Source organism: Frankia sp. AgPm24, from assembly GCF_023243055.1.
GTDB classification, from domain to species: domain Bacteria; phylum Actinomycetota; class Actinomycetes; order Frankiales; family Frankiaceae; genus Frankia; species Frankia umida.
On record NZ_JALKFW010000202.1, the window covers coordinates 92,743 to 114,481 of the forward strand.

The 21,739-nt window shown below is 73.6% G+C and carries 17 protein-coding genes and 1 pseudogene; 16 read left to right on the forward strand and 2 right to left on the reverse strand.

Features of this window, described 5'->3' with window-relative positions; all coding sequences use genetic code 11:
* Positions 1-167: 167 nt before the first annotated feature.
* Positions 168-2,180 (reverse strand): bis-aminopropyl spermidine synthase family protein, encoded by a 2,013-nt coding sequence (locus tag MXD61_RS18220; RefSeq protein ID WP_248814677.1) that lies wholly within the window; start codon positions 2,178-2,180, stop codon positions 168-170.
* Between the two features lie 70 nt (positions 2,181-2,250).
* On the opposite strand from MXD61_RS18220, the gene hisD reads away from it, so the two are divergent.
* The 11 genes from hisD (at position 2,251) to MXD61_RS18275 (ending at position 14,371) form a co-directional block, all read left to right on the forward strand.
* Complete coding sequence (gene hisD / locus MXD61_RS18225) at positions 2,251-3,546, forward strand: histidinol dehydrogenase (RefSeq protein WP_248814678.1); 1,296 nt, start codon at positions 2,251-2,253, stop codon at positions 3,544-3,546.
* Complete coding sequence (locus tag MXD61_RS18230) at positions 3,543-4,769, forward strand: histidinol-phosphate transaminase (protein ID WP_248814679.1); 1,227 nt, start codon at positions 3,543-3,545, stop codon at positions 4,767-4,769. Before hisD ends, MXD61_RS18230 begins: the two co-directional genes overlap by 4 nt.
* A gap of 57 nt (positions 4,770-4,826) precedes the next feature.
* Positions 4,827-5,414, forward strand: a complete 588-nt coding sequence (gene hisB / locus MXD61_RS18235) for an imidazoleglycerol-phosphate dehydratase HisB (protein ID WP_163547213.1) — start codon at positions 4,827-4,829, stop codon at positions 5,412-5,414.
* Positions 5,415-5,419: 5 nt separating this feature from the next.
* Positions 5,420-6,019: an imidazole glycerol phosphate synthase subunit HisH gene (hisH, locus tag MXD61_RS18240; RefSeq protein WP_248814702.1), complete on the forward strand. Its 600-nt coding sequence runs from the start codon at positions 5,420-5,422 to the stop codon at positions 6,017-6,019.
* An 89-nt stretch (positions 6,020-6,108) separates the two neighbouring features.
* The gene (gene priA / locus MXD61_RS18245) at positions 6,109-6,915 is read left to right on the forward strand and encodes a bifunctional 1-(5-phosphoribosyl)-5-((5-phosphoribosylamino)methylideneamino)imidazole-4-carboxamide isomerase/phosphoribosylanthranilate isomerase PriA (RefSeq protein ID WP_248814680.1); all 807 of its coding nucleotides are present in this window, start codon (positions 6,109-6,111) and stop codon (positions 6,913-6,915) included.
* Positions 6,912-7,676: an imidazole glycerol phosphate synthase subunit HisF gene (hisF, locus tag MXD61_RS18250; RefSeq protein WP_248814681.1), complete on the forward strand. Its 765-nt coding sequence runs from the start codon at positions 6,912-6,914 to the stop codon at positions 7,674-7,676. The genes priA and hisF overlap by 4 nt, the downstream gene beginning before the upstream one ends.
* Positions 7,677-7,686: 10 nt before the next feature.
* On the forward strand, positions 7,687-9,627 hold the full coding sequence (locus tag MXD61_RS18255) for an ABC transporter ATP-binding protein (protein ID WP_248814682.1): 1,941 nt from the start codon (positions 7,687-7,689) through the stop codon (positions 9,625-9,627).
* Positions 9,624-11,714 (forward strand): ABC transporter ATP-binding protein, encoded by a 2,091-nt coding sequence (locus MXD61_RS18260; RefSeq protein ID WP_248814683.1) that lies wholly within the window; start codon positions 9,624-9,626, stop codon positions 11,712-11,714. The genes MXD61_RS18255 and MXD61_RS18260 overlap by 4 nt, the downstream gene beginning before the upstream one ends.
* 4 nt (positions 11,715-11,718) lie before the next feature.
* The gene (gene hisI / locus MXD61_RS18265) at positions 11,719-12,120 is read left to right on the forward strand and encodes a phosphoribosyl-AMP cyclohydrolase (protein ID WP_163548446.1); all 402 of its coding nucleotides are present in this window, start codon (positions 11,719-11,721) and stop codon (positions 12,118-12,120) included.
* Positions 12,117-13,697: an anthranilate synthase component I gene (locus MXD61_RS18270; RefSeq protein ID WP_248814684.1), complete on the forward strand. Its 1,581-nt coding sequence runs from the start codon at positions 12,117-12,119 to the stop codon at positions 13,695-13,697. Before hisI ends, MXD61_RS18270 begins: the two co-directional genes overlap by 4 nt.
* Positions 13,694-14,371 (forward strand): Trp biosynthesis-associated membrane protein, encoded by a 678-nt coding sequence (locus MXD61_RS18275; protein ID WP_248814685.1) that lies wholly within the window; start codon positions 13,694-13,696, stop codon positions 14,369-14,371. Before MXD61_RS18270 ends, MXD61_RS18275 begins: the two co-directional genes overlap by 4 nt.
* Here MXD61_RS18275 and MXD61_RS18280 read toward each other — a convergent pair whose 3' ends face one another.
* Positions 14,372-14,614, reverse strand: coding sequence for a hypothetical protein (locus tag MXD61_RS18280; RefSeq protein WP_248814686.1), 243 nt, complete (start codon positions 14,612-14,614; stop codon positions 14,372-14,374). It abuts the gene before it with no gap.
* A 339-nt stretch (positions 14,615-14,953) separates the two neighbouring features.
* On the opposite strand from MXD61_RS18280, the gene trpC reads away from it, so the two are divergent.
* The 5 genes and pseudogenes from trpC (at position 14,954) to MXD61_RS18305 (ending at position 21,609) form a co-directional block, all read left to right on the forward strand.
* Complete coding sequence (gene trpC, locus MXD61_RS18285) at positions 14,954-15,757, forward strand: indole-3-glycerol phosphate synthase TrpC (RefSeq protein WP_248814703.1); 804 nt, start codon at positions 14,954-14,956, stop codon at positions 15,755-15,757.
* Between the two features lie 183 nt (positions 15,758-15,940).
* Entirely contained in the window at positions 15,941-17,287 is a 1,347-nt protein-coding gene (trpB, locus tag MXD61_RS18290) for a tryptophan synthase subunit beta (RefSeq protein ID WP_374629152.1), read from the forward strand.
* A gap of 74 nt (positions 17,288-17,361) precedes the next feature.
* A pseudogene (gene trpA, locus MXD61_RS18295) lies at positions 17,362-18,114 on the forward strand (tryptophan synthase subunit alpha); the annotation flags it as partial.
* Positions 18,115-18,799: 685 nt separating this feature from the next.
* Complete coding sequence (locus MXD61_RS18300; RefSeq protein WP_248814687.1) at positions 18,800-20,233, forward strand: Ig-like domain-containing protein; 1,434 nt, start codon at positions 18,800-18,802, stop codon at positions 20,231-20,233.
* A 389-nt stretch (positions 20,234-20,622) separates the two neighbouring features.
* Positions 20,623-21,609 carry a phosphatase PAP2 family protein gene (locus MXD61_RS18305; protein WP_248814688.1) on the forward strand — a complete coding sequence of 329 codons (987 nt, stop codon included), beginning with the start codon at positions 20,623-20,625 and terminating at the stop codon, positions 21,607-21,609.
* Positions 21,610-21,739: the final 130 nt, after the last annotated feature.

Genomic DNA, 21,739 nt, shown 5'->3' on the forward strand with positions numbered 1-21,739 from the left:
CCCGGGGGTGTCTGGGGGCGCGCCGTGGGTGCGACGGGCGCGGGGGGGGCGGCGGCGGGGCGGGGCCGGCGGGAGCGCCTCCCGTGGCGCTCCCGGGAGTCGCCCTCGCGGCGACCCTCCACCCAGATGGACGGGTCTGCCAGTCGACATGTGACAGGCCTAGCCGCCTAGGCGGTGGCGGTGGGCAGGAGACCGACGCTGGTGGACGCGGCGTCCAGCACGTCCGCGAGGGTGTGCCGGGGCAGGTCGATCAGGCGGGCGGTGAGCAGATCCGCGGGGATGACGGTCGCGTCGGCGTCGGCGTCCCGGCCGCCCTCGCGGCTGGTGGTCAGGGCCGCGTGGACCGTGGTCAGAGCCGCCCGCTGGGCCAGCGGCGCACCGGGCTGGTCGCGGGCGACACGGATCAGACCGTCGCGCCAGACGTTGCCGAGACGGCCGTGGGCGCGCTCCAGCAGCCAGCGGACGAGACGTTCCGGTGCGGCCCCGGCGGTCTGGTCGGTCGCGGTGAGCGACAGCAGCCGGGTTCGTCCGGCACCGGTGGGGGTCTCGTCGTGTTCGGGTGTGCGCGTCCACTTGGCCCGGACAAGGTCGAAGGGCTGCCCGGAGCGCAGGTCAGGATGGTCGGCGTCGACCAGGACGGCGAGCCGGTCGGCGTTGGCGGCCAGCAGCAGCCGCAGCAGCCACGGACCGGGATCGTCGGTCAGGTCGACCACCACGCTGCGGGTGTCCCCGCCGGACGGGCCGGTGGTGGACGGCGGCAGACCGCGATCGAGCACGGTGGGCAGTCGGGTGTGTGCGGCGGCCTGGGGCAGCGGCCGATCGCCGACGAACACGCCCCGGCCGGGCACGGCCGCGAGGAACCGCTGGGCCGCGGTGAGGGCGCCGGCGGCCAGCTCGTCGGCCTGGCTCTCCTCGGCGTGCCGCCCCCGGGTGTAGATGGAACGCGGCGGTGTGGACGAGCCACCGGACTCCCACTCGCCACCCGAGCCACCCGAGCGATCCGAGCGGTCGAGGCGTTTCCAGGTGGCGGCGGTCGGTTGGCAGCTGTACATGTCGGCGCGGGCGCCCACCGCTTCGGCACCGTCGTAGACGTGGAAACCCGGCCAGATCGCCTCGAAGACGAACCCCTGGTCCAGCAGCGCCTTCTGGACCCGGGCACCGAGCGCGGGCGTCCGCTCGCTGTAGCCGTAGGCGACGAGGACCCGGCCGCGCTCCCGGTCGGCGAGGCCCTGCGCGCCCCGGGCGGCGAACAGCGACACACCGGACGGGGTGTACGGCGGGTCGGTGAACACCAGGTCGGCGTGGCCGGCGACCGACGGCGGCAGGCCAAGGCGCAGGTCCGTGTACAGGCAGCGCAGGGCCACCCCGTGTGCGCGTGCGCAGCGGTCCAGGAACGCCAGCAGCTCCTCGTCGATGTCGACCACGGTGACCCGCAACCCACCAGCCGTCCCACCCGGTGCGCGGCCGTCCGTCCCGGCGGACGACGGGCTGTCCGTCCCGTGGGCGGATCGGCTGGCACGGGCGGCGAGCAGGAGCAGGGCCAGCGAGGTGAGATCGTGGTCGCCGACGCAGAGCAGCTCGGCCTCGCGCAGGTCGTAGTGCGTGGCCAGCCAGACCGCCCGGCGCACGGCCGTCGCCGCGGTGGCCGGGACATGGTCCAGATCGGCGCGGGGGCGGGGGGCGGCCGCGATCAGGCCGTGCATGGTGGTGATCAGGGCGCTGTGCCGGCGCACCTCGGCGGCCAGCGGGTCCACCGGGGCGGACGCACGCAGTTGCGCGTAGCGGATCAGGGAGCGGTAGCGGTCGACCGTCGGGGCGCGCAGCACCAGCCGGCCGTCGGCGGCGGTGTGCAGGTCCCCGTCGAGTGTCCGCAGGATGATCTCCACCGAGCGGCGGGGCAGCCCGGAGCCCTGCACCAGCCCACGCAGCGTCTGGGGCTGCTCGGTCAGCGCCGCCACCACCCGGCGCGGCGCCAGCGCGTGCACCCCGTAGCCGTGCAGCAACGTCGCCAGCGACTCACCCGCCGCCGCGGCCGCCGGCTGGTCGGAGGTCGCCCCGGCCACCGGCGAATCGGACGTCGCGGCCTCCAGCGGCGCGGCGTCCGGCCGGGCGACCTGCGGTGGCGTGGCGTGCGGTGGGGCGGTGTGCGCTGGGGCGGCGGAGGGCTGGGGATCGGTCACCGTCCCAGCGTGTCACCCCACGCCGGTACGTGATTTCACCGGTCGCGGGTTCGGCGGCTACCCTCGGGAGGTGCTCAGAAGGCTGGATCTGCGTGGCTCGACCCTCACCGGGGCGCAGGTGCGGCGTCTGCTGCCCCGCGCCGCCCTCGACGTGGACGTCGCCGTCGAGGCCGTGCGGCCGGTATGCGCGGACGTCCGTGACCGTGGTGACGCCGCTGTTCTCGACGCGGCCGAGCGGTTCGACGGGGTCCGTCCCCCCCAGTTGCGGGTGTCCGCCGCGCAGCTGGCGGCCGCCGCCGAACGCCTCGATCCGGAGGTGCGCGACGCGCTGGCCGAGGCGATCCGGCGTTGCCGGCTGGTCCATGGGGCGCAGCGGCGCGCACCGGTGACCGTGGACGTCGCCCCGGGCCTCGCGGTGACCGAACGCTGGGTGCCGGTCGAACGGGTCGGGCTGTACGTGCCGGGCGGGCGGGTCGCCTACCCGAGCAGCGTCGTCATGAACGTCGTCCCCGCCCAGGAGGCCGGGGTGAGCTCGCTCGCGGTGTTCTCCCCGCCGCAGAAGGACAACGGCGGCCTGCCGCATCCGGTCGTCCTCGGCGCGTGCGCGCTGCTCGGCATCGACGAGGTGTACGCCGCCGGCGGCGCCCAGGCGATCGCGATGGCCGCCTACGGCACCGAAAGCTGCCCGCCGGTCGATGTGATCACCGGGCCGGGCAACGTCTACGTGACGGCGGCCAAACGGCTGGTACGCGGCGTCGTCGGGGTGGACGCGGAGGCCGGTCCGACCGAGGTCGCGATCCTCGCCGACGACACGGCCGACCCGGCGCACGTCGCCGCCGACCTGATCGCCCAGGCCGAACACGACCCGATGGCCGCCTGCCTGCTCGTCACCACGTCGGCGGAGCTCGCCGACGCCGTCGACGTCGAACTCGGCAAACGGGTGCCCGCCACCCGCCACCGCGAGCGGGTCGAGCAGGCCCTCGCCGGCCAGGGGGCGATCGCGATCGTCGCCGACCTCGACGCCGGGCTCGCCGTCGCCGACGGCTGGGCCGCCGAGCACCTGCAGATCCAGACCGCGGACGCCGCCGCCGTGGCCGCCCGGGTCCGCCACGCCGGGGCGGTGTTCGTCGGGGCGTACGCCCCGGTGCCGCTCGGTGACTACCTGGCCGGCTCCAACCACGTCCTGCCCACCGGCGCGACCGCGCGCCACTCCGGGGGCCTGTCCGTCGCCACCTTCCAGCGGCAGGTCCACGTCGTCGAGAGCACCCGGGACGCGCTGCACGCCGTCTCCGGGCGTCTCGGCGCACTCGCCGGAGCCGAGGACCTCACCGCACACCGTGACGCCGTGGAGGTTCGATTCCGATGACCCCGTCGACGACCGGCCAGCCGTCGTTCGCCGGCTTCGCCGAGGCCGGTTCGGCCTCCGACGACCGGCCCTGGCAGCCCCTGGGGCTCGACGAGCTGCCCCTGCGCGACAGCCTGCGCGGGATGTCCCCGTACGGCGCCCCGCAGCTCGACGTCCCGGTGCGCCTGAACACCAACGAGAATCCGCATCCGCCGTCGATCGGGCTGGTGGACGCGCTCGGCAAGGCCGCGACCCTGGCCGCGACCGAGGCGAACCGCTACCCGGACCGCGACGCCGAGGCATTGCGCGCCGACCTCGCCTACTACCTGACCTCCGACGCCGGCTTCGGTGTGCACACCGCCCAGGTGTGGGCGGCCAACGGGTCCAACGAGATCCTGCAGCAGCTGTGCCAGGCGTTCGGCGGCCCGGGCCGGATCGCCATCGGGTTCGAACCGTCCTACTCGATGCACCGGCTGATCGCGCTGGCCACCGCCACCGAATGGGTCGCCGAGCAGCGCGCGGACGACTTCACACTGTCCGCCGAGCAGGTGACGGCCGCGATCGAACGGCACCGCCCGGCGCTGGTGTTCCTGTGCTCGCCGAACAACCCGACCGGCACCGCGCTGCCACCGGAGGTCATCACCGCCGCCGCCGCGGCGATGGCGGCCGTCGGCAGCGGGATCGTCGTCGTCGACGAGGCGTACGCGGAGTTCCGCCGCGCCGGGGTGCCCAGTGCCGTCACCCTGCTGCCGGCCAACCCGCGGCTGGTGGTCACCCGCACGATGAGCAAGGCGTTCGCGCTCGCCGGCGCGCGGGTCGGCTACCTCGCCGCCCATCCCGCCGTCGTCGACGCGCTGGCGCTGGTCCGGCTGCCCTACCACCTGTCGACCTTCACCCAGGCGGTGGCGCGCACCGCGCTCGCCCACGCCGACGAGCTGCTCAGCACGGTCGAGGCGGTCAAGGCGCAGCGGGACCGGGTCGTGCGGGAGCTGCCCGGCCTCGGCCTGGCGCTGGCCCCCAGCGACGCCAACTTCGTGTACTTCGGCCGGTTCGCCGACGAACAGGACGTCTGGCGTCGCCTGCTGGAACGCGGAGTGCTCGTGCGCGACGTCGGCCCCGACGGCTGGCTGCGGGTCACCGCCGGCCTGCCCGGCGAGATCGACGCCTTCCTCGCCGCGCTCTCCCAGGTGCTCGTCGACGCCCGCACCGACGAGACCGGTCTGATCACCCTCACCTCCCGCTGAGCCCCTTCGCGAACGACACCGAAGCCCCGTCGCGAACGACACCGAGGACACGTCCCGATGGCCCGCACCGCTCGTATCGCCCGCAAGACCCTGGAGTCGGACGTCCTCGTCGAGCTCGACCTCGACGGCACGGGAGTGGCCACCGTCGACACCGGTGTGCCGTTCTACGACCACATGCTGTCCCAGATCGGCAAGCACGCCGGCTTCGACCTGAACGTGCGCACCCGCGGTGACCTGCACATCGACGCCCACCACACGGTCGAGGACACCTCGATCGCGTTCGGCACGGCGCTGCGCGAGGCCCTCGGCGACAAGGTCGGTATCCGCCGGTTCGGCGATGCCACCGTCCCGCTGGACGAGGCGCTCGCCCAGGCCGTCGTCGACCTGTCCGGCCGGCCGTACTGCGTGCACGTCGAACCGGACCTCGTCGGTCTGATCGGCACCTACGACACGACCCTCACCCGGCACATCTTCGAGTCGATCACCAGCTCGGCCCGGATCGCCCTGCACGTGCGGGTGCTGTCCGGGCGCAACGCCCACCATGTGGTCGAGGCCCAGTTCAAGGCGGTCGCCCGGGCCCTGCGCGACGCGGTCGCCCTGGACGCCCGGGTCGCCGGCATCCCGTCCACCAAGGGCGTGCTGTGAGCCGGGTGGTCGTGCTCGACTACGGGTCGGGCAACCTGCGTTCGGCCGAGCGGGCCCTGGTCCGGGTCGGCGCGGACGTCACCGTGACCGCCGATCTCACCGCCGCCCGCGACGCCGACGGCCTGGTCGTCCCCGGGGTCGGCGCCTACGCGGCGTGCATGGCCGGGATCGACGCGCTCGGAGCCGGCGAGGTCGTGCGCGCGCGGGTCGCCGCCGGACGCCCGGTGCTCGGCATCTGCGTCGGCATGCAGGTGCTGTACGAACTCGGCGACGAACATGGCGTGCGCACCGCGGGGATCGGGGTGCTGGCCGGGGAGGTCCGCCGGCTCGCCGCGCCGATCCTGCCGCATATGGGCTGGAACACGGTGCGCCCGCCGGCCGACTCGGTGCTGTTCGCCGGGCTGGCCGGTGACACCCGGTTCTACTTCGTCCACTCGTACGCGGCGAAGGCCGACCCGTCCGCCGGCGACACCGTCGGCGAGCACGGCGAACCGTTCGCCGCCGCCGTCGAACGCGGCGCGCTGGCCGCCACCCAGTTCCATCCGGAGAAGTCCGGCGACGCTGGCGCCCACCTGCTCACCAACTGGCTCGCCACCCTCTCCTGACGACCGGTCGGAGTTGCGCTCCCACCGGTCGGACAACCGTCGGCCCGCTGACCGATCCGTCCAGGTCGGGCAGCCCGTAGGGTGTCGGCATGGCTCTGACTCTGCTGCCCGCCGTCGATGTGGCCGACGGTCTCGCCGTGCGTCTCGTCCAGGGCGAGGCCGGTTCCGAGACGTCCTATGGTGACCCGTTGGAGGCGGCGCTCACCTGGCAGCGGGACGGCGCCGAGTGGATTCATCTGGTCGACCTGGACGCCGCGTTCGGCCGGGGTTCCAACCGTGAACTGATCGCCAAGGTCGTGCGTTCGGTGGACGTCGCCGTGGAGGTCTCCGGCGGTATCCGCGACGACGAGTCGCTCGACGCGGCGCTGGCGACCGGGGCGGCCCGGGTGAACATCGGCACCGCCGCGCTGGAGAACCCCGACTGGGTGCGCCGCGCGATCGCCCGGGTCGGCGACCGCATCGCCGTCGGCCTGGACGTGCGCGGCACCACCCTCGCCGCCCGCGGCTGGACACGCGAGGGCGGGGAGCTCTACGACGTCCTCGCCCGCCTCGACGCCGACGGCTGCGCCCGTTACGTGCTCACCGACGTCCGCCGGGACGGGACGCTGACCGGCCCGAACGTCGAACTGCTGCGCTCGGTGACCGCCGCGACGGACCGTCCGGTGGTGGCCAGCGGCGGCGTCTCCACGCTCGAGGACCTCACCGAGATCGCCGCGATCGCGGGTGTCGAGGGCGCCATCATCGGCAAGGCCCTCTACGCCGGCGCGTTCACCCTGCCGCAGGCGCTGGCCCTCACCGCGAGCCTCGCCGCCGGCAGCCCCACCCAGGCCACGGGCGGCCTGGGTCAGAACGCGGCCGGATCGGTCGGCGGCTCCGGCGGCGGGGCGGGGCAGTGAGCGTCGCCGTCCGGGTCATTCCCTGTCTGGACGTCGACGGCGGCCGGGTCGTCAAGGGCGTCAACTTCACCGATCTGCGTGACGCCGGCGACCCGGTGGAGATGGCCCGCCTCTACGACGCCGAAGGCGCCGACGAACTGACCTTCCTCGACATCACCGCGTCCTCCGGGGACCGCGAGACCACCTACGACATCGTGCGGCGCACCGCCGAGCAGGTCTTCATCCCGCTGACCGTCGGCGGCGGTGTGCGTGCCACCGAGGACGTCGACCGCCTGCTGCGCGCCGGCGCGGACAAGGTCGGCATCAACACCGCGGCCGTCGCCCGTCCGGAACTGGTCCGCGAGTGCGCGCACCGGTTCGGCAACCAGTGCATCGTGATCTCGATCGACGCCCGCCGCTGCCCCGACCCGGACGGCCCCCGCTTCGAGGTCACCACGCACGGCGGACGGCGCGGCACCGGCATCGACGCGGTCGCCTGGGCGGCGCGGGTCACCGAACTCGGTTCCGGTGAGATCCTGCTGAACTCCATGGACGCCGACGGCACCCGCGACGGCTACGACCTCGAGATGCTCACCGCCGTGCGGGCCGAGGTCGACGTCCCGGTGATCGCCAGCGGCGGCGCCGGTGACCTGGCGCATTTCGCCCCGGCGGTGGCCGCGGGCGCCGACGCCGTACTCGCCGCGAGCGTGTTCCACTTCGGGCAGCTACGCATCGGCGAGGTGAAGACCGCTCTGCGGGACGCCGCCGTCCCCGTCCGCTGATCGGCCGCCGATGACCGCAGCCGAGCCCGGGGACTGTACCGACGACCGCGCCGACGACCGCGCCGGCGGCGGGCGGCGTTCGGGGATCATCGCGCGTGGCCTGGCGACGATGCGCCTCGGCGCGCGCCACGAACCACGGCAGTTCGCGTTGGCGACCCTCGGCGGCAGCCTGTTCACCCTCACCGGGGTGGCGAGCTCCCTCGTCCTCGGTGAGGCGACGGACCGGGTCGTGATCCCGGCGATCGACGATGGCCACGCGGACGCGTCCGCGCTCGCCGCCGTCGGCGTGGCGTTCGTGGCCGTCGGCTGCGTGCGGGCGTTCGGCATGTACCTGCGCCGGCTCGCCGGCGGCGCGGTGGTGTTCCGGCTCCAGGCCCGTTACCGCCATGAGGTCACCCGTCAGTACCTGCGGCTGCCGTTGTCCTGGCATCAGAGCCATTCGACCGGCGCCCTGCTGTCCAACGCCAACGCGGACGTCGAGGCGATGTGGTCGCCGCTGATGCCGTTGCCGTTCGCCCTCGGGGCCCTGATGATGCTGGTGGCCGCGCTGGTGCTGCTCGTGCTCACCGATCCGGTGCTGGCGCTGATCGGACTCGCGGTCTTCCCGACCTTCGGTCTGCTCAACATCTGGTACGCCCGCCGGGCGTCGCCGTTGTACGCGCAGGCCCAGCAGCTGCGCGGCGAGGTGAGCGCGGTGGCCCACGAGTCGTTCGACGGCGCTCTCGTGGTGAAGGCCCTCGGCCGGGAGGAAGAGGAGACCGCCCGGTTCGCCGACCGGGCCGAACGGCTCCGGGACGCGATGATCAGCGCCGGTCGGCTGCGTGGCATGTTCGACCCGCTGATGGAGGCACTGCCCAACCTCGGCATCCTGGTCGTGCTGCTCGTCGGCGCCGTGCGTATCCGCACCGGGGCGATCGACGTGGGGCAGCTCGTCCGGGTCGCCTACCTGTTCACGCTGCTGGCCTTCCCGCTGCGCGCGTTCGGCTGGGTGTTCGGCGAGCTCCCGCGCTCCGTCGTCGGCCGCCAGCGGGTGGACGCGGTCACCCAGGCCCGCTCGGACGAGCACCACGGCCCCCGCACGCTGAGCGCCACCGGCCCCGCGGCACTGTCCCTGCACCAGGTCACCTACACCTACCCGCGCTCCGCACCCGACGGCGAGCCCGTACCGGTTGGCGCCCCCGACGCCGTGGCCGCCCGGCCGACCCTGCTCGATGTGGGTGTCGAGGTGGCTCCCGGCAGCGTCGTCGCGATCACCGGACGCACCGGCGCGGGCAAGTCGACGCTGGTGGGGCTGCTCGCCCGGCTCGTCGACCCGGATGACGGCGAGGTCCGAGTCGACGGGATCGACCTGCGGGACCTCGCCGTCGGCGAGGTGAGCCGGGCGGTGGCCGTCGTGGCGCAGCAGGCGTTCCTGTTCGACGACAGCGTGCGCGCCAACATCACCCTGGGCCTGGCCGCCACCGACGACGAGGTGTGGACGGCGCTGCGTCGGGCGCAGGCCGACCGCTTCGTCGCCAGGCTCCCGGCCGGCCTCGACACCATGGTCGGCGAACGCGGCACCAGCCTGTCCGGTGGCCAACGCCAACGGATCTGCCTGGCCCGTGCCCTGCTGCGCGAGCCCCGCCTGCTCGTTCTCGACGACGCGACCGCCAGCGTCGACCCGCGGGTCGAGGCCGCGATCCTGGCCGATCTGCGGGCTCGCGCCGGCGCGGCCACGGTGGTGGTCGTCGCCCAACGCCGTTCCACGATCGCCCTGGCCGACGAGGTGGTGCACCTCGAGGGCGGCCAGGTGATCGGCCGTGGCAGCCACGAGCACCTGCTCGCGACCTCACCCCGCTACGCGGCTCTGCTCACCGCCTACGAGCAGGCCGCGCAGGCGGCGGCCCTCGACGCCGAGCCGACCGTCGACCTGGACCTGGACGCGGAGCCGGAGTCGGAGCCAGCGCGATGACCACTCCCGCACGGAGCATCCCCGCCCAGACCCCGCCCGAGCGGCCCAGCCCGCCCAACCCCAACCCCGGTTCCGAGCCTGGTCCCAGCCCCGAGCCCGGTCCCGGGTCGGCTCGCGCGGACCTGCTGACGACGACGCTGCGGCGGCTGCGTGGCCTCGCCCCCGAGCTGACCCGGGGGCTGCTCGGCACCCTCGTCCTCGCGCTGGTCGCCACCGCGGGCAAGGTCGCCATTCCGGTGACGGTCCAACAGATCCTTGACCGGGGACTGGCCGACGACCAGGTCGACCTGACGGTGATCGGCGTGGCCGTCGGGGTGGCGGCGGTGGTGATCCTGACGACCGCACTGGCCAACTACCGGATGAACCGGCGGCTGTACCGGCTGTCCGAGACGACGCTCGCCACGCTGCGGGTCAGGGCGTTTCGCCACATCCACGATCTGTCGGTGCTCAGCCAGTCCGCGCAGCGTCGTGGCTCGTTGACCTCCCGGGTGACCAGCGACATCGACCAGATGTCGCAGTTCCTGCAGTTCGGTGGCGTGATGCTGCTGGTCTCGACCGGCCAGATGCTGATCGCGACCGTGCTGATGGTCGTCTACTCCTGGCAGCTGACCCTGCTGGTCCACGGCTTCTACCTTCCGCTTTTCCTGATCACCCGGCGCACCCAGCGACGCCTCGCCGGTCGCTACGCGCAGGTCCGTGAACGCATCGGTGAGCTGCTGGGTGCCGTCGCCGAGGCCGTTGTCGGCGCCTCGGTCGTGCGGGCCTACGGCGTGCAGGAACGCACCGCCCAGCGCATCGACACCTCGATCGACCGTCACCGCGGCGCCCAGTCCGCCGCCCAGAAGATGATCGCCGGCGTGTTCTCCCTGAGCGAGCTGGTCGCCGCCCTCGCCACGGCGGCGGCCGTCATCGTCGGGGTGCTGCTCGGCGTGGACGGCGCGCTCAGCACCGGTCGGCTGGTCGCCTTCCTGTTCCTGATGACCCTGTTCATCATGCCGATCCAGTCGATGACCGAGATCCTCAACGACGCGGCGAACGCCCTGGCCGGCCTGCGCCGGGTGCTTGACGTCCTCGACCTGCCCACCGACGTCCGCGACCCGGCGCTCACCGACGGCTCCGCTCCCCACCCCGCTGATGCTCCCCACCCCGCGGAGGCGACCATCATGATCCCCGCCGGTTCGCCGCCGCCCTCGGCGCGACCCGGCGGGCGGGAGCTTCCCGCGGGACCGCTGGGTGTGCGCTTCACCGGGGTCGGGTTCGCCTACCCGGACGGCCCGCCCGTGCTGCGCGACATCGACCTGGAGATCGCCGCGGGCAGCCGGATCGCCGTGGTCGGCGAGACCGGCTCCGGGAAGACCACCCTGGTCAAGCTGCTGACCCGGCTGATGGACCCGAGCTCGGGTGAGGTCCTGATCGGCGGGGTGCCCCTGGCCCAGGTGCGGTTCGCCTCGCTGCGCCGCCGGGTCCTGCTGGTGCCGCAGGAGGGGTTCCTGTTCGATCTGACGATCGCCGACAACGTGCGCTACGGCCGCCCGGGCGCCGACGACGCCGCGGTACACGCCGCCTTCGAGGCCCTTGGCCTCGGCGACTGGCTTGCCACCCACCCCGAGGGCCTCGCCACCCGGGTGGGTGAGAGCGGGTCGCGGCTGTCCGCGGGTGAACGTCAGCTGGTCGCGCTGGCTCGTGCCCGGCTGGCCGACCCCGACCTGCTCGTGCTCGACGAGGCCACCTCCGCGGTCGACCCCGAGACCGAGGTGCGCCTGGCCCAGGCCCTGGCCGAACTGATGCGGGAGCGGACCTCGGTGACCATCGCGCACCGGCTGTCCACCGCGGAGACCGCCGACGAGGTACTGGTCGTCGACGCCGGTCGGATCGCCCAGCGCGGCCGGCATCGTGATCTGGTCGCTGTGCCCGGGATCTACCAGCGCCTGCACCAGTCCTGGGTCGCCGGGGTCGGCTCGACCGGGCCCGCGCCCGCACGGCCACATCCACCGGTGCCGGCGTCGACCGCCCCCGACGAGCCGCGCCCCGCGTTCCTCGCCCCGCGGACGCCGGCCCCGCGCCCGGGTCGCGGGGGAGCAGAATGAAGCGGTGACCGATCGTCCCTCCGCTCTCGATCCTGACATCGCCCGGCGCCTGCGCCGTGACGGCGCCGGCCTCTTCCCGGCCATCGCCCAGCAGTACGACACCGGGGAGGTGCTGATGCTCGGGTGGATGGACGACGAGGCGCTGCATCGGACGCTGACCACCGGGCGGGCCACGTACTGGAGCCGCAGCCGCGGCGAGTACTGGGTGAAGGGCGACACCTCAGGCCACCAGCAGTGGGTCCGCTCGGTCGCGCTCGACTGCGACGGCGACGCGCTGCTCGTGCGGGTGGACCAGGTGGGTCCGGCCTGCCACACCGGCACCCACACCTGCTTCGAGGCCGGCGGCCCGCTGCCCGCCCGGGTGGGCGACCGGGACGCCGGCCCGGCGGCCGAGGCCAGCCGATGACCACCGGACACATCGTTCCCGACCGCGCCGGCTTCCACGCGGCCGCGGCCCGCCACCAGGTGGTCGCGGTCACCCGCCGGCTGCTCGCCGACGGCGAGACCCCGGTCGGCATCTACCGCAAGCTCGCCGGCGGCCCGGGCACCTTCCTGCTGGAATCGGCCGAACACGGCGGCGAATGGTCGCGCTACTCGTTCGTGGGAGTGCGGGCGGCGGCGACGCTCACCGAACGCGACGGCGAGGCGCTGTGGGTGGATGGCACGCCCCCACCGGGGGTGCCCTCCGGTGGTGACCCGCTGGACATCCTGCGCGCGGTGGAACACGGCCTTCGCGCCGCCCACGAAGACGGCGCGCCGCCCCTGATGGGTGGGCTCGTCGGCTACCTCGGCTACGACATCGTCCGGCGGATCGAGCGGCTTCCCTCGCACGCCGTGGACGACCTGCGCCTGCCCGAACTGCGGATGCTGCTGGCCACCGACCTCGCCGTGCTCGACCACCGGGACGGCTCCTGCCTGCTCGTGGCCAACGCCTTCACCGCGCCCCCGGACCCCGATACCGGCGAGGCCGGGGCCGCCCCGGCGCACCCGGCCGGCCGTGCCGCCGACGGCCGACGTGACCCCGCCGAACTCGACGCCCTCTACGACGAGGCGGTGGCCCGCCTGGACACGATGACCAGCGACCTGGCCAAGTGGAGCGAGCCGACGGTGGCCACCACGACCGGTGCGCTGACCGGCATCGACGACTTCGTCTCCGCCACGCCGCCCGGTGCCTACCAGAGCGCGGTCGAGCGGGCCATCGAGGAGATCCGCGCCGGGGAGTGCTTCCAGATCGTCGTCTCGCAGCGCTTCGAACGCGCCACGACCGCCGACCCGCTGGACGTCTACCGGGTGCTGCGCACCACGAACCCGAGCCCGTACATGTACCTGCTGCGTTTCGGTGACCACGACGTCGTCGGGTCGTCGCCGGAGGCGCACGTGAAGGTCACCGGCCGGCGGGCCCTGCTGCATCCGATCGCCGGCTCCCGCCCGCGCGGGGCGACGCCCGAACAGGACGCCGAACTCGCCGCCGAGATGCTGGCCGATCCCAAGGAACGCGCCGAGCACGTGATGCTGGTCGACCTCGTGCGCAACGACCTCGGGCGGGTCTGCGTACCCGGCTCGGTGCGGGTCGTCGAGTTCGCGTCCGTCGAACGCTTCTCGCACATCATGCACATCGTCTCCACGGTGATCGGTGAGGTGGACGGGCAGCGCAGCGCCGTGGACGTGCTGAGGGCGACCTTCCCCGCCGGAACACTGTCCGGAGCGCCGAAGGTGCGCGCGATGGAGGTCATCGACGAGCTGGAACCGACCCGCCGCGGCGTCTACGGCGGAGTCGTCGGCTACCTGGACTTCGGCGGTGACCTGGACACCGCCATCGCCATCCGGACGGCGGTGATCCGTGACGGCGTCGCCTACGTGCAGGCCGGCGCCGGGATCGTCGCCGACTCCGATCCCGATGCCGAGGACCGCGAAAGCCGCACCAAGGCCGCGGCGGTCCTGCGGGCGATCGAGGTCGCCGAATCCCTGCGGCCGCCGGTATGACCTCCGCCCAGGGCCCCGCGCCCACCGACGGCGCGCTTTCGGCCGACCCACCGCCCTCGGGGCCCGGTTCGTCGCCGGCCACGGCCGAGGCCGCCCGGGCCGGTCGGCGCGAACGCGGCCTGGCCGTGCTCGGCTGCCTGCTCGGCGCGGGCCTGGTACTTGTGTGCGGGGCGGCCACCTGGGTGTCGGCCCGGGTCGGTGCGCCGCACGCCGAAAGCGACGGCGTCGCTGTGGCCGCGCCGCTGGCCACCCACTGGACCGGCTCGGCGCTCGCCCCGGCCGCGACCGCGCTCGCCCTGGTCGGGCTGGCCGCCGCCGTGGCCATCGTGGCGGCCCGCGGCATCGGGCGCACCATCGTCGGGCTGCTGGCCGTCGTGGCCGGGATCGGCGTCGTCTACGCGGCTCTGCGCGTCGGACTCGACCCGGCGCCAGTCCTGCGCCGCACCGACAGTGTGCGTCAGCTCTCCATCGGCGGATCGGCGGAGATCACCGGCCTGCACCGCTCGGTGGCACCCTGGCTGGCCGTGTTCGGCGGTCTGCTGCTCACCGTCGCCGGCGCGCTCGCCGCCGTGCGCGGGCGCCGATGGCCGGCGATGTCGGGCCGCTACCAGACTCGCGACGCCCGGCCGGTCGACGCCTGGGATGCGATCGAGCGGGGCCACGACCCCACCTGATCACCGGAACTCGCCGCGGCCACCCGGAGGGCCACTCCACTCGCCGCGCCCGGCCTGCGGGCCGCACCGGCGCGGGGGAGCGGTGAGCGAGGCAAGCAGATCCCGCTGCCGACGCAGATCGGCCTCCAGCAGGCAGACCAGCGCGTCCATCCGATCCAGGCAGCGGCGCAGCCGTTCGAGCGGTTCCTCCGGCTGACCACCGACGGCCTCGCCGTCGGCCGGCGAGCCGGCGGGCGCAGCCACGGGCCGGCCTGGCACCCGTGAGCCCGAGGGCGCCCACCCCGACAGTGGCGGGATCAGAATCTGGTGAGTCTCCACGCGTCCTCCCTCGGCTCCGAACGTGTGTTCGACTATACGGGATCGAAGAGGTGTTCGGCCACTGTGGCGGGCCGCCGGCGTGGCGCGCGGTCGTCGTCACGTCGCCGGGGCGGCCCGCTCGGGTGCCCTCCGCGTCCGGCGCGGACCGCCGGGAGGTGGGGGCGAGTGGTCGCGGCACGTAGCAAGGTGCGGGTGCCTCGGCCCTACCTCGGTGACCTGGCCTACCATCGGCGGCATGAGCGCGAAAGCCGCGAGCACGGGTCGATGAGCGTCCTCGACGACATCCTCGACGGGGTCCGGTCCGACCTTGCCGTGCGTGAGAAGCAGACCTCCCTCGATGACCTCAAACGGCGCGTCGAGCGCGTCCCCGACCCCCGGGACGCCCTGGCCGTCCTACGCGACTCACCGGTTTCGGTGATCGCCGAAGTCAAGCGCCGTTCGCCGTCCAAGGGCAGCCTGGCGGCGATCACCGACCCGGCCGCCCTCGCCGTCGACTACGAGGCGGGCGGTGCCGCGGCCATCAGCGTGCTCACCGAACAGCGCAGGTTCGGTGGCTCACTCGCGGATCTTGACGCCGTGCGCCGGGCGGTCGACGTCCCGTTGCTGCGCAAGGACTTCGTCGTCTCGCCCTACCAGGTGTTCGAGGCCCGTGCGCACGGGGCGGACATCGTCCTGCTCATCGTCGCCGCGCTCGACCAGCCCCGGCTGGTCGGCCTGCGTGAGCGCATCGAATCCCTCGGCATGACCGCCCTGGTCGAAGTGCATGACGAGGCCGAACTCGATCGCGCGCTGGAGGCCGATGCCCGCCTCCTTGGCGTCAACGCGCGCGATCTGCGTACCCTCGAGATCGACCGGGGCACCTTCGCCCGGCTGGCCCCGCGGATTCCGTCCGGGGTGCTGAAGGTCGCCGAGTCCGGTGTACGCGGGCCGCACGACCTGCTTGCCTACGCGGCGGCGGGAGCCGACGCGGTGCTGGTGGGCGAGGCCGCGGTCACCGGTGATCCCCGTCAGACGGTGGCCGACCTGGTCGCCGCCGGCGCGCATCCGGCCGCGCGCGTCGGGCGCTGACCCGCGCACGTCGCAGACCGGGTCCCCCGCGCCGAAGATCGAGACGCGAGTGCGGGGGAGTCGGGCTCCTCGGCGGGGATGCCCAGGTCCGCCCCTTTGGGGCCGACGGGCACCCCCCGCGTCGGCGTCGGCCCCCGCGGCCGGTGGACGCGTTCTGTCGGAGCGGCCCGATACAGTCGGACCGTGTCCACGCGAACCGCTGTCCCAGCCGCCTCCGCCGATGCCGTGGGTGCGGCGCCGTCCCTTCTCACGGGTGTGCAGGCCGCGGCGGGCTGGCAGGCGTTTCCGGACGCCTCGGGTCACTTCGGCAGGTTCGGCGGGCGTTTCGTGCCCGAAGCGCTCATGGCGGCGCTTGACGGGCTGACCGAGGCCTACGCCCAGGCCCGGGTCGACGACACGTTCATCGCCGAACTCGACGACCTGCTCGCGAGCTACGCGGGCCGGCCCACCCCCCTGACCGACGCGCGCCGGCTCACCGAGCACGTCGGCGGCGCCCGCATCCTGCTCAAGCGTGAGGACCTGGCCCACACCGGCTCACACAAGATCAACAATGTGCTGGGGCAGGCCCTGCTGACCAGGCGGATGGGCAAGTCCAGGGTCATCGCCGAGACGGGCGCCGGTCAGCACGGGGTCGCCACCGCCACGGCCTGCGCCCTGCTCGGCCTGGACTGCGTTGTCTACATGGGCGAGGAGGACACCCGCCGCCAGGCCCTCAACGTCGCCCGGATGCGCATGCTCGGCGCCGAGGTCGTGCCGGTCACCTCCGGCAGCCGCACCCTCAAGGACGCCATCAACGAGGCGCTGCGCGACTGGGTCGCCACCGTGGAGGACACCCACTACTGCATCGGTTCGGTGATGGGTCCCCACCCGTTCCCGATGCTGGTGCGTGATTTCCAGCGGGTGATCGGCGTCGAGGCCCGGGCCCAGGTTCTCGAGCGCACCGGCCGGTTGCCGAACGCGGTGGTCGCCTGCGTCGGCGGCGGCTCCAACGCGATGGGCATCTTCCATCCGTTCATTCCCGACACCGAGGTCGCGCTGATCGGCTGCGAGGCCGGCGGCGACGGTGTGGCGACCGGTCGGCACGCGGCGGCGATCGCCGGCGGCGCCCCCGGCGTCCTGCACGGCATGCGCACCTACCTGCTGCAGGACGAGTGGGGCCAGACACAGGTCTCGCACTCGATCTCCGCGGGTCTGGACTATCCCGGTATCGGCCCCGAGCACGCCCTGCTGCACGAGACCGGCCGAGCGACCTACCGGGTGGTCGACGACACCGCCGCGATGGAGGCGCTCGCCCTCGTCGCCCGCACCGAGGGCATCCTGGTCGCGATCGAGAGTGCCCATGCCTTCGCGGCCGCGATCGAGGTGGCCCGTGAGCTGGGCCCGGAGGCGACCCTGCTGATCAACTGCTCCGGTCGGGGCGACAAGGACGTCGACACCGCCGCCCGCTGGTTCGGCCTGTTGGACGAGCCCGCCGACCCCGCCGGCACCGCTGCCGCCGCGGGTACCGCGGAGGGTGGCGGGCAGCGATGACGGCGACGAGCGGCGGCCTGGCCACACCGGATCAGCCATCGACGGCCCGCGGGCCCCAAGCGAACGGACGCACGATGCCCAGCCGGTTGGACGACTGCCTCGCCGCGGCGCGGGCCGAGGGCCGTGCCGCCCTCGTCGGCTACCTGCCCGCCGGCTATCCCACGGTGGACGGCGCCATCGCGGCGATGCGGGCCATGGTCGCCGCCGGGGTGGATGTCGTCGAGGTCGGCCTGCCCTACTCCGACCCGACGATGGACGGGCCGGTCATCCAGCAGGCCGCCGACGCGGCCCTGCGCGGTGGCCTCACCACCCGGGACGTGCTGCGCACCGTCGAGGCGGTCGCCGACACCGGTGCTCCGACGCTGGTGATGACCTACTGGAATCCGATCGAGCAGCATGGCGTCGCCGCCTTCGCCGCCGACCTCGCGGCGGCGGGCGGTGCCGGAACGATCACCCCGGACCTGCCGCCCGAGGAGGCCGCCCCCTGGCTCGAGGCCACCGCCGCGCACGGCCTGGACCCGGTGTTCGTGGTCGCCCCGAGCTCGTCGACCGAACGCCTGCGCCGCGTCGCGGACATCACCGGCGGTTTCGTCTACGCCGCCTCCCTGATGGGAGTCACCGGTGCACGGTCCCAGGTCGGCACCCAGGCCGAGGGCCTCGTCGCGCGGGTCCGCGCGGTCACGTCACTGCCGGTCGCCGTCGGTCTCGGGGTGGGCACCGCCACCCAGGCCGCCCAGGTCGCGGCCTTCGCGGACGGCGTCATCGTCGGATCGGCGCTGGTCCGCGTGCTGCTCGACGCGCAGCGCCGCGGGGGGGGGGGGGGGGGGGGGGGGGCCCCCCCCCCCCCCCCCCCCCCCCCCCCCCCCCCCCCCCCCCCCCCCCCACCGCGGCACCCTCGACCGGTCGTCGGCGGAACGTCCACCGGATGGTGGATCTCACGCGTGGTGCGCGGGGTGGCCCGGTGCGGACCGGATGGTCATCCGGCGCGCGGTTTCCCGGTGGGAATCCCGCCGTGCCGACAGCGGTCCCGAGCTGGGCCGGTGGGTGTCGAAACGGACATCGGGTGATCGTGTGGCGGTTGCGCGTGACGTCGCCTGATGGTGGCGGGTTGTGCCACCCATGGCGTGGGATGTGTGTGGGTCGCTGCATTCGGGCAGTCCAAGAATTGATGTATCCCCGGGCAACTTCGTTCGACCGCCGTGCGTCGGAATGGGTGAAGGGGGAGGGGCTTATGGGGAATACCCGGAGGGGGCTACCCTCCGTATTTATCCGCCCTACGGCGAGTAATTGTCGTGGGGATGACGCACAGCGTTTCGTGATCGACGGGACGGGGCGGCGACCCCTGGGTACGGTTCAAAGCAAGGTTTCCGTCCGGCAGTGGCGCCGGCCGTGTTCTTTGGAAGAGGGCGTTGAATGTCTCGCTCGGTAATGAAGCCCTCACGTGCGTCCCGGGGAGGGTGGGTGCTCCCGGGGCGCCGGCGGGCAGCCGCGTGTGAGACGCCCGCGTCCGGCATGGCCACCGCATCCGAACCGGCCGCCGCCGTTCGCTCGGGCGTTCCCGGTGTCCCGTCCGGCTCGAAGGCCGAGACCGTGGCACTGAGCCGTCCCGGCTGGCGGGCGGGGCGCCGGTTCGGGGCCGCGTTCGGGCTGGTCGCGGCGTTGGGGTTGGCCGCCTGCTCCTCGGGCAGCGGCTCGTCCACGCCGGCCGGGGTCGCCGCGCCACCGCCGCCGGCGGCCAGCGTCACGGTCACCCCGGGCGACGGTGTCGACGGGGTCGCCGTCGGCGATCACATCGTGGTGCGGGCCAACGCCCCGCTCGCACAGGTCAGCGTGAACCGGCAGGCCAGCACCACGGAGAAGACCGACGCGGGTGCCGTGCTCGGCGACTTCTCCGCCGACCGCAGGACCTGGACCTCCAACCAGGGGCTGTTCGCCGCGTCCCGCTACGACGTGGCCGCCAGTACCACCGCGGCCACCGGCATCACCGGCACCACCGCCGTGCGCTCGAGCTTCGAGACCGGCACCCCGGAGCGGGCGATGCGGGTCTCCTGGGAGCCGGTCGCCGGGCAGACCGTCGGGGTGGGCGCGCCGATCAGCCTCACCTTCAACGCCGCGGTGACCGACCGGGCCGCCATCCAGTCGCGGCTGGCGGTGCGCACCGACCCGCCGGTGCTCGGTGCCTGGCACTGGGTGACCAACCGGCTGGTGGTGTGGCGTCCGCAGCAGTACTGGACCCCGGGCACACAGGTGCACGTGGAGGCGAACCTCGCCGGTATGGACGTCGGTGGTGACCGCTTCGGCGTGAAGGACCGCGCGATGGACTTCGTCATCGGCTCGGCGCAGATCTCCAAGGTCGACTCCGCGGCCCACACCATGCGCGTCTACCGCAACGGCACCCTGCTGCGCAGCTTCCCGGTCAGTCTCGGCAAGCCGAGCACCCCGTCGATGGACGGTCCGCACAACATCCTCGGCAAGTCCGCCGAGGTGATCATGGACTCGGCGACGGTCGGCGTCCCCAAGGGCGACCCGGACTACTACTACGAGAAGGTCCAGTGGGCGGTGAACTACACCAGCGGCGGGCAGTACGTGCATTCGGCGCCCTGGTCGGTCCCGAGCCAGGGGCGTGACAACGTCTCCCACGGTTGCGTGAACGCCTCGCCAGCCGACGCCGAGTGGTTCTACAACCTCAGCCGCCTCGGTGACATTGTCGACATTTCCAACACCGGCCGTCCCGCCGACACCAGCCAGCTGGGCAACTACTGGTCGGTCTCGTGGGCCGCCTGGAAGGCAGGCAGCGCGCTTCCGGTCTCCGACCAGCCCGAGACCGCGGCCCCCCCGTCCAACCCGGCGACCGCTGCGGCGACGGCCCCCGCACCCGCCGGGGGCGGCGGACCTGTCCAGGGCAGCGCCCCAAGCCCCGGCGCCCTGTCCGCACGCGGCACCTGACCAGGGCGTTCGGCGCCACCGTCCGGCCTGTCCCTCCGTCGTCCGGTCCGAACCACGTCCGTCCGCCGTCCGAGTCCTGGACGGCGGACAGGGGTGACATCGGGCACCGGCCGCACCGATCCGCTGCCCGCCCGCACACCTGGCAACGGTGACGAACGCGCCACATGTCGGCGAATTTCCCCCGGATCGTCCCATGGGGCGGCCCGTGACAGCCTGGGTCGGCCCATGCTGTTGAGTGGAACCATGACGACTGTGCGCCCACGAACCGCCCGGGATGCGCCGGGCGCCGGGAGGACCGGCGTGGGCGTGGTGACGGTCGGCGGGAGCCGGGCGGGCACGGCGGTGCACGCCCGGAACGCGGACCGAGGGCGACGTTCGAGAGGTGCACTGTGAGGCGCTTGCGAAACCAGACCACGGGTCTGCCGGTCTGGTGGGTAGAGGTGCTGATGCTCGCCGTGTTGTACTACTCGTACACCGGCACGCGATCGTTCGCCGATGCCTCCGCGGCGGACGCGATTCGCCTGGGGCACGACCTGCTGCGGCTCGAGACCTGGCTGCACATCGACATCGAGCTGTCGCTCAACCGGTGGGTGCAGAGCGTTCCGGTGGTGGCGGTGCTGTGCTGCTACTACTACGGCACGCTGCATTTCGTCGTCACGCCGAGCCTGCTGATCTGGACGCACCGGCGCAACATCGGAAACTACTCGCAGATCCGCTGGACGCTGGTCGTCACCACCCTGATCTCCCTGCTCGGCTTCTTCCTGTTTCCCACCGCTCCCCCCCGGCTGCTCCCCGGTGAGCCGTTCACCGACACCATGGCCCACTTCGAGGCCTGGGGCTGGTGGACCGGCACCGCCAGCGCCGCTCCGCAGGGCCTCGAAGGCATCACCAACCAGTTCGCCGCCCTGCCCTCCCTGCACTGCGCCTGGGCGCTGTGGTGCGGATTCCTCCTGTTCCGCTACGGCCGCCGCCGGATCACCCGTGTCCTCGGTCTCCTTTACCCCGCGGCCACGGTCTTCGTCGTGATGTCCACCGCGAACCACTACCTGTTGGACGCCGCCGCCGGATGGGCCGTCCTCGGCTTCTCCGCCGGCCTGGTCGCCCTCGTCCTCGCCCGCCGCCGGGCCAGCCGCACCGCCGCTTCCAGCGAGTCCAGCGCCGCGTCCAGCGCGGATTCCGGCACCTCCGCCAAGGGTTCGGACGGCACGACCCAGGTGGACGGCGCGGTGCTGTCCGATGGCACGGCGACCTCGAAGGGCACGGCGACCTCGAAGGGCATGGCGACCTCGGGCGCTGCGGCGGTGTCGGGCGAGGGCTCAGACGCCGGATCCGAGGCCAGCATCGCCAAGCAGCCCGATGGAGCCCCCGTCCGCTGACCGTCAGCAGCCGCCCGCCGACGGTCGGAGGCACGAGAGGCCACGAGAAGGCCGTCAGCGAACAGAGCCAGGGCCTCGCTGCGCGGTGATGAGCATCCGAAGCCCGCGGGCCGCGTCCTTGGATGGTGGC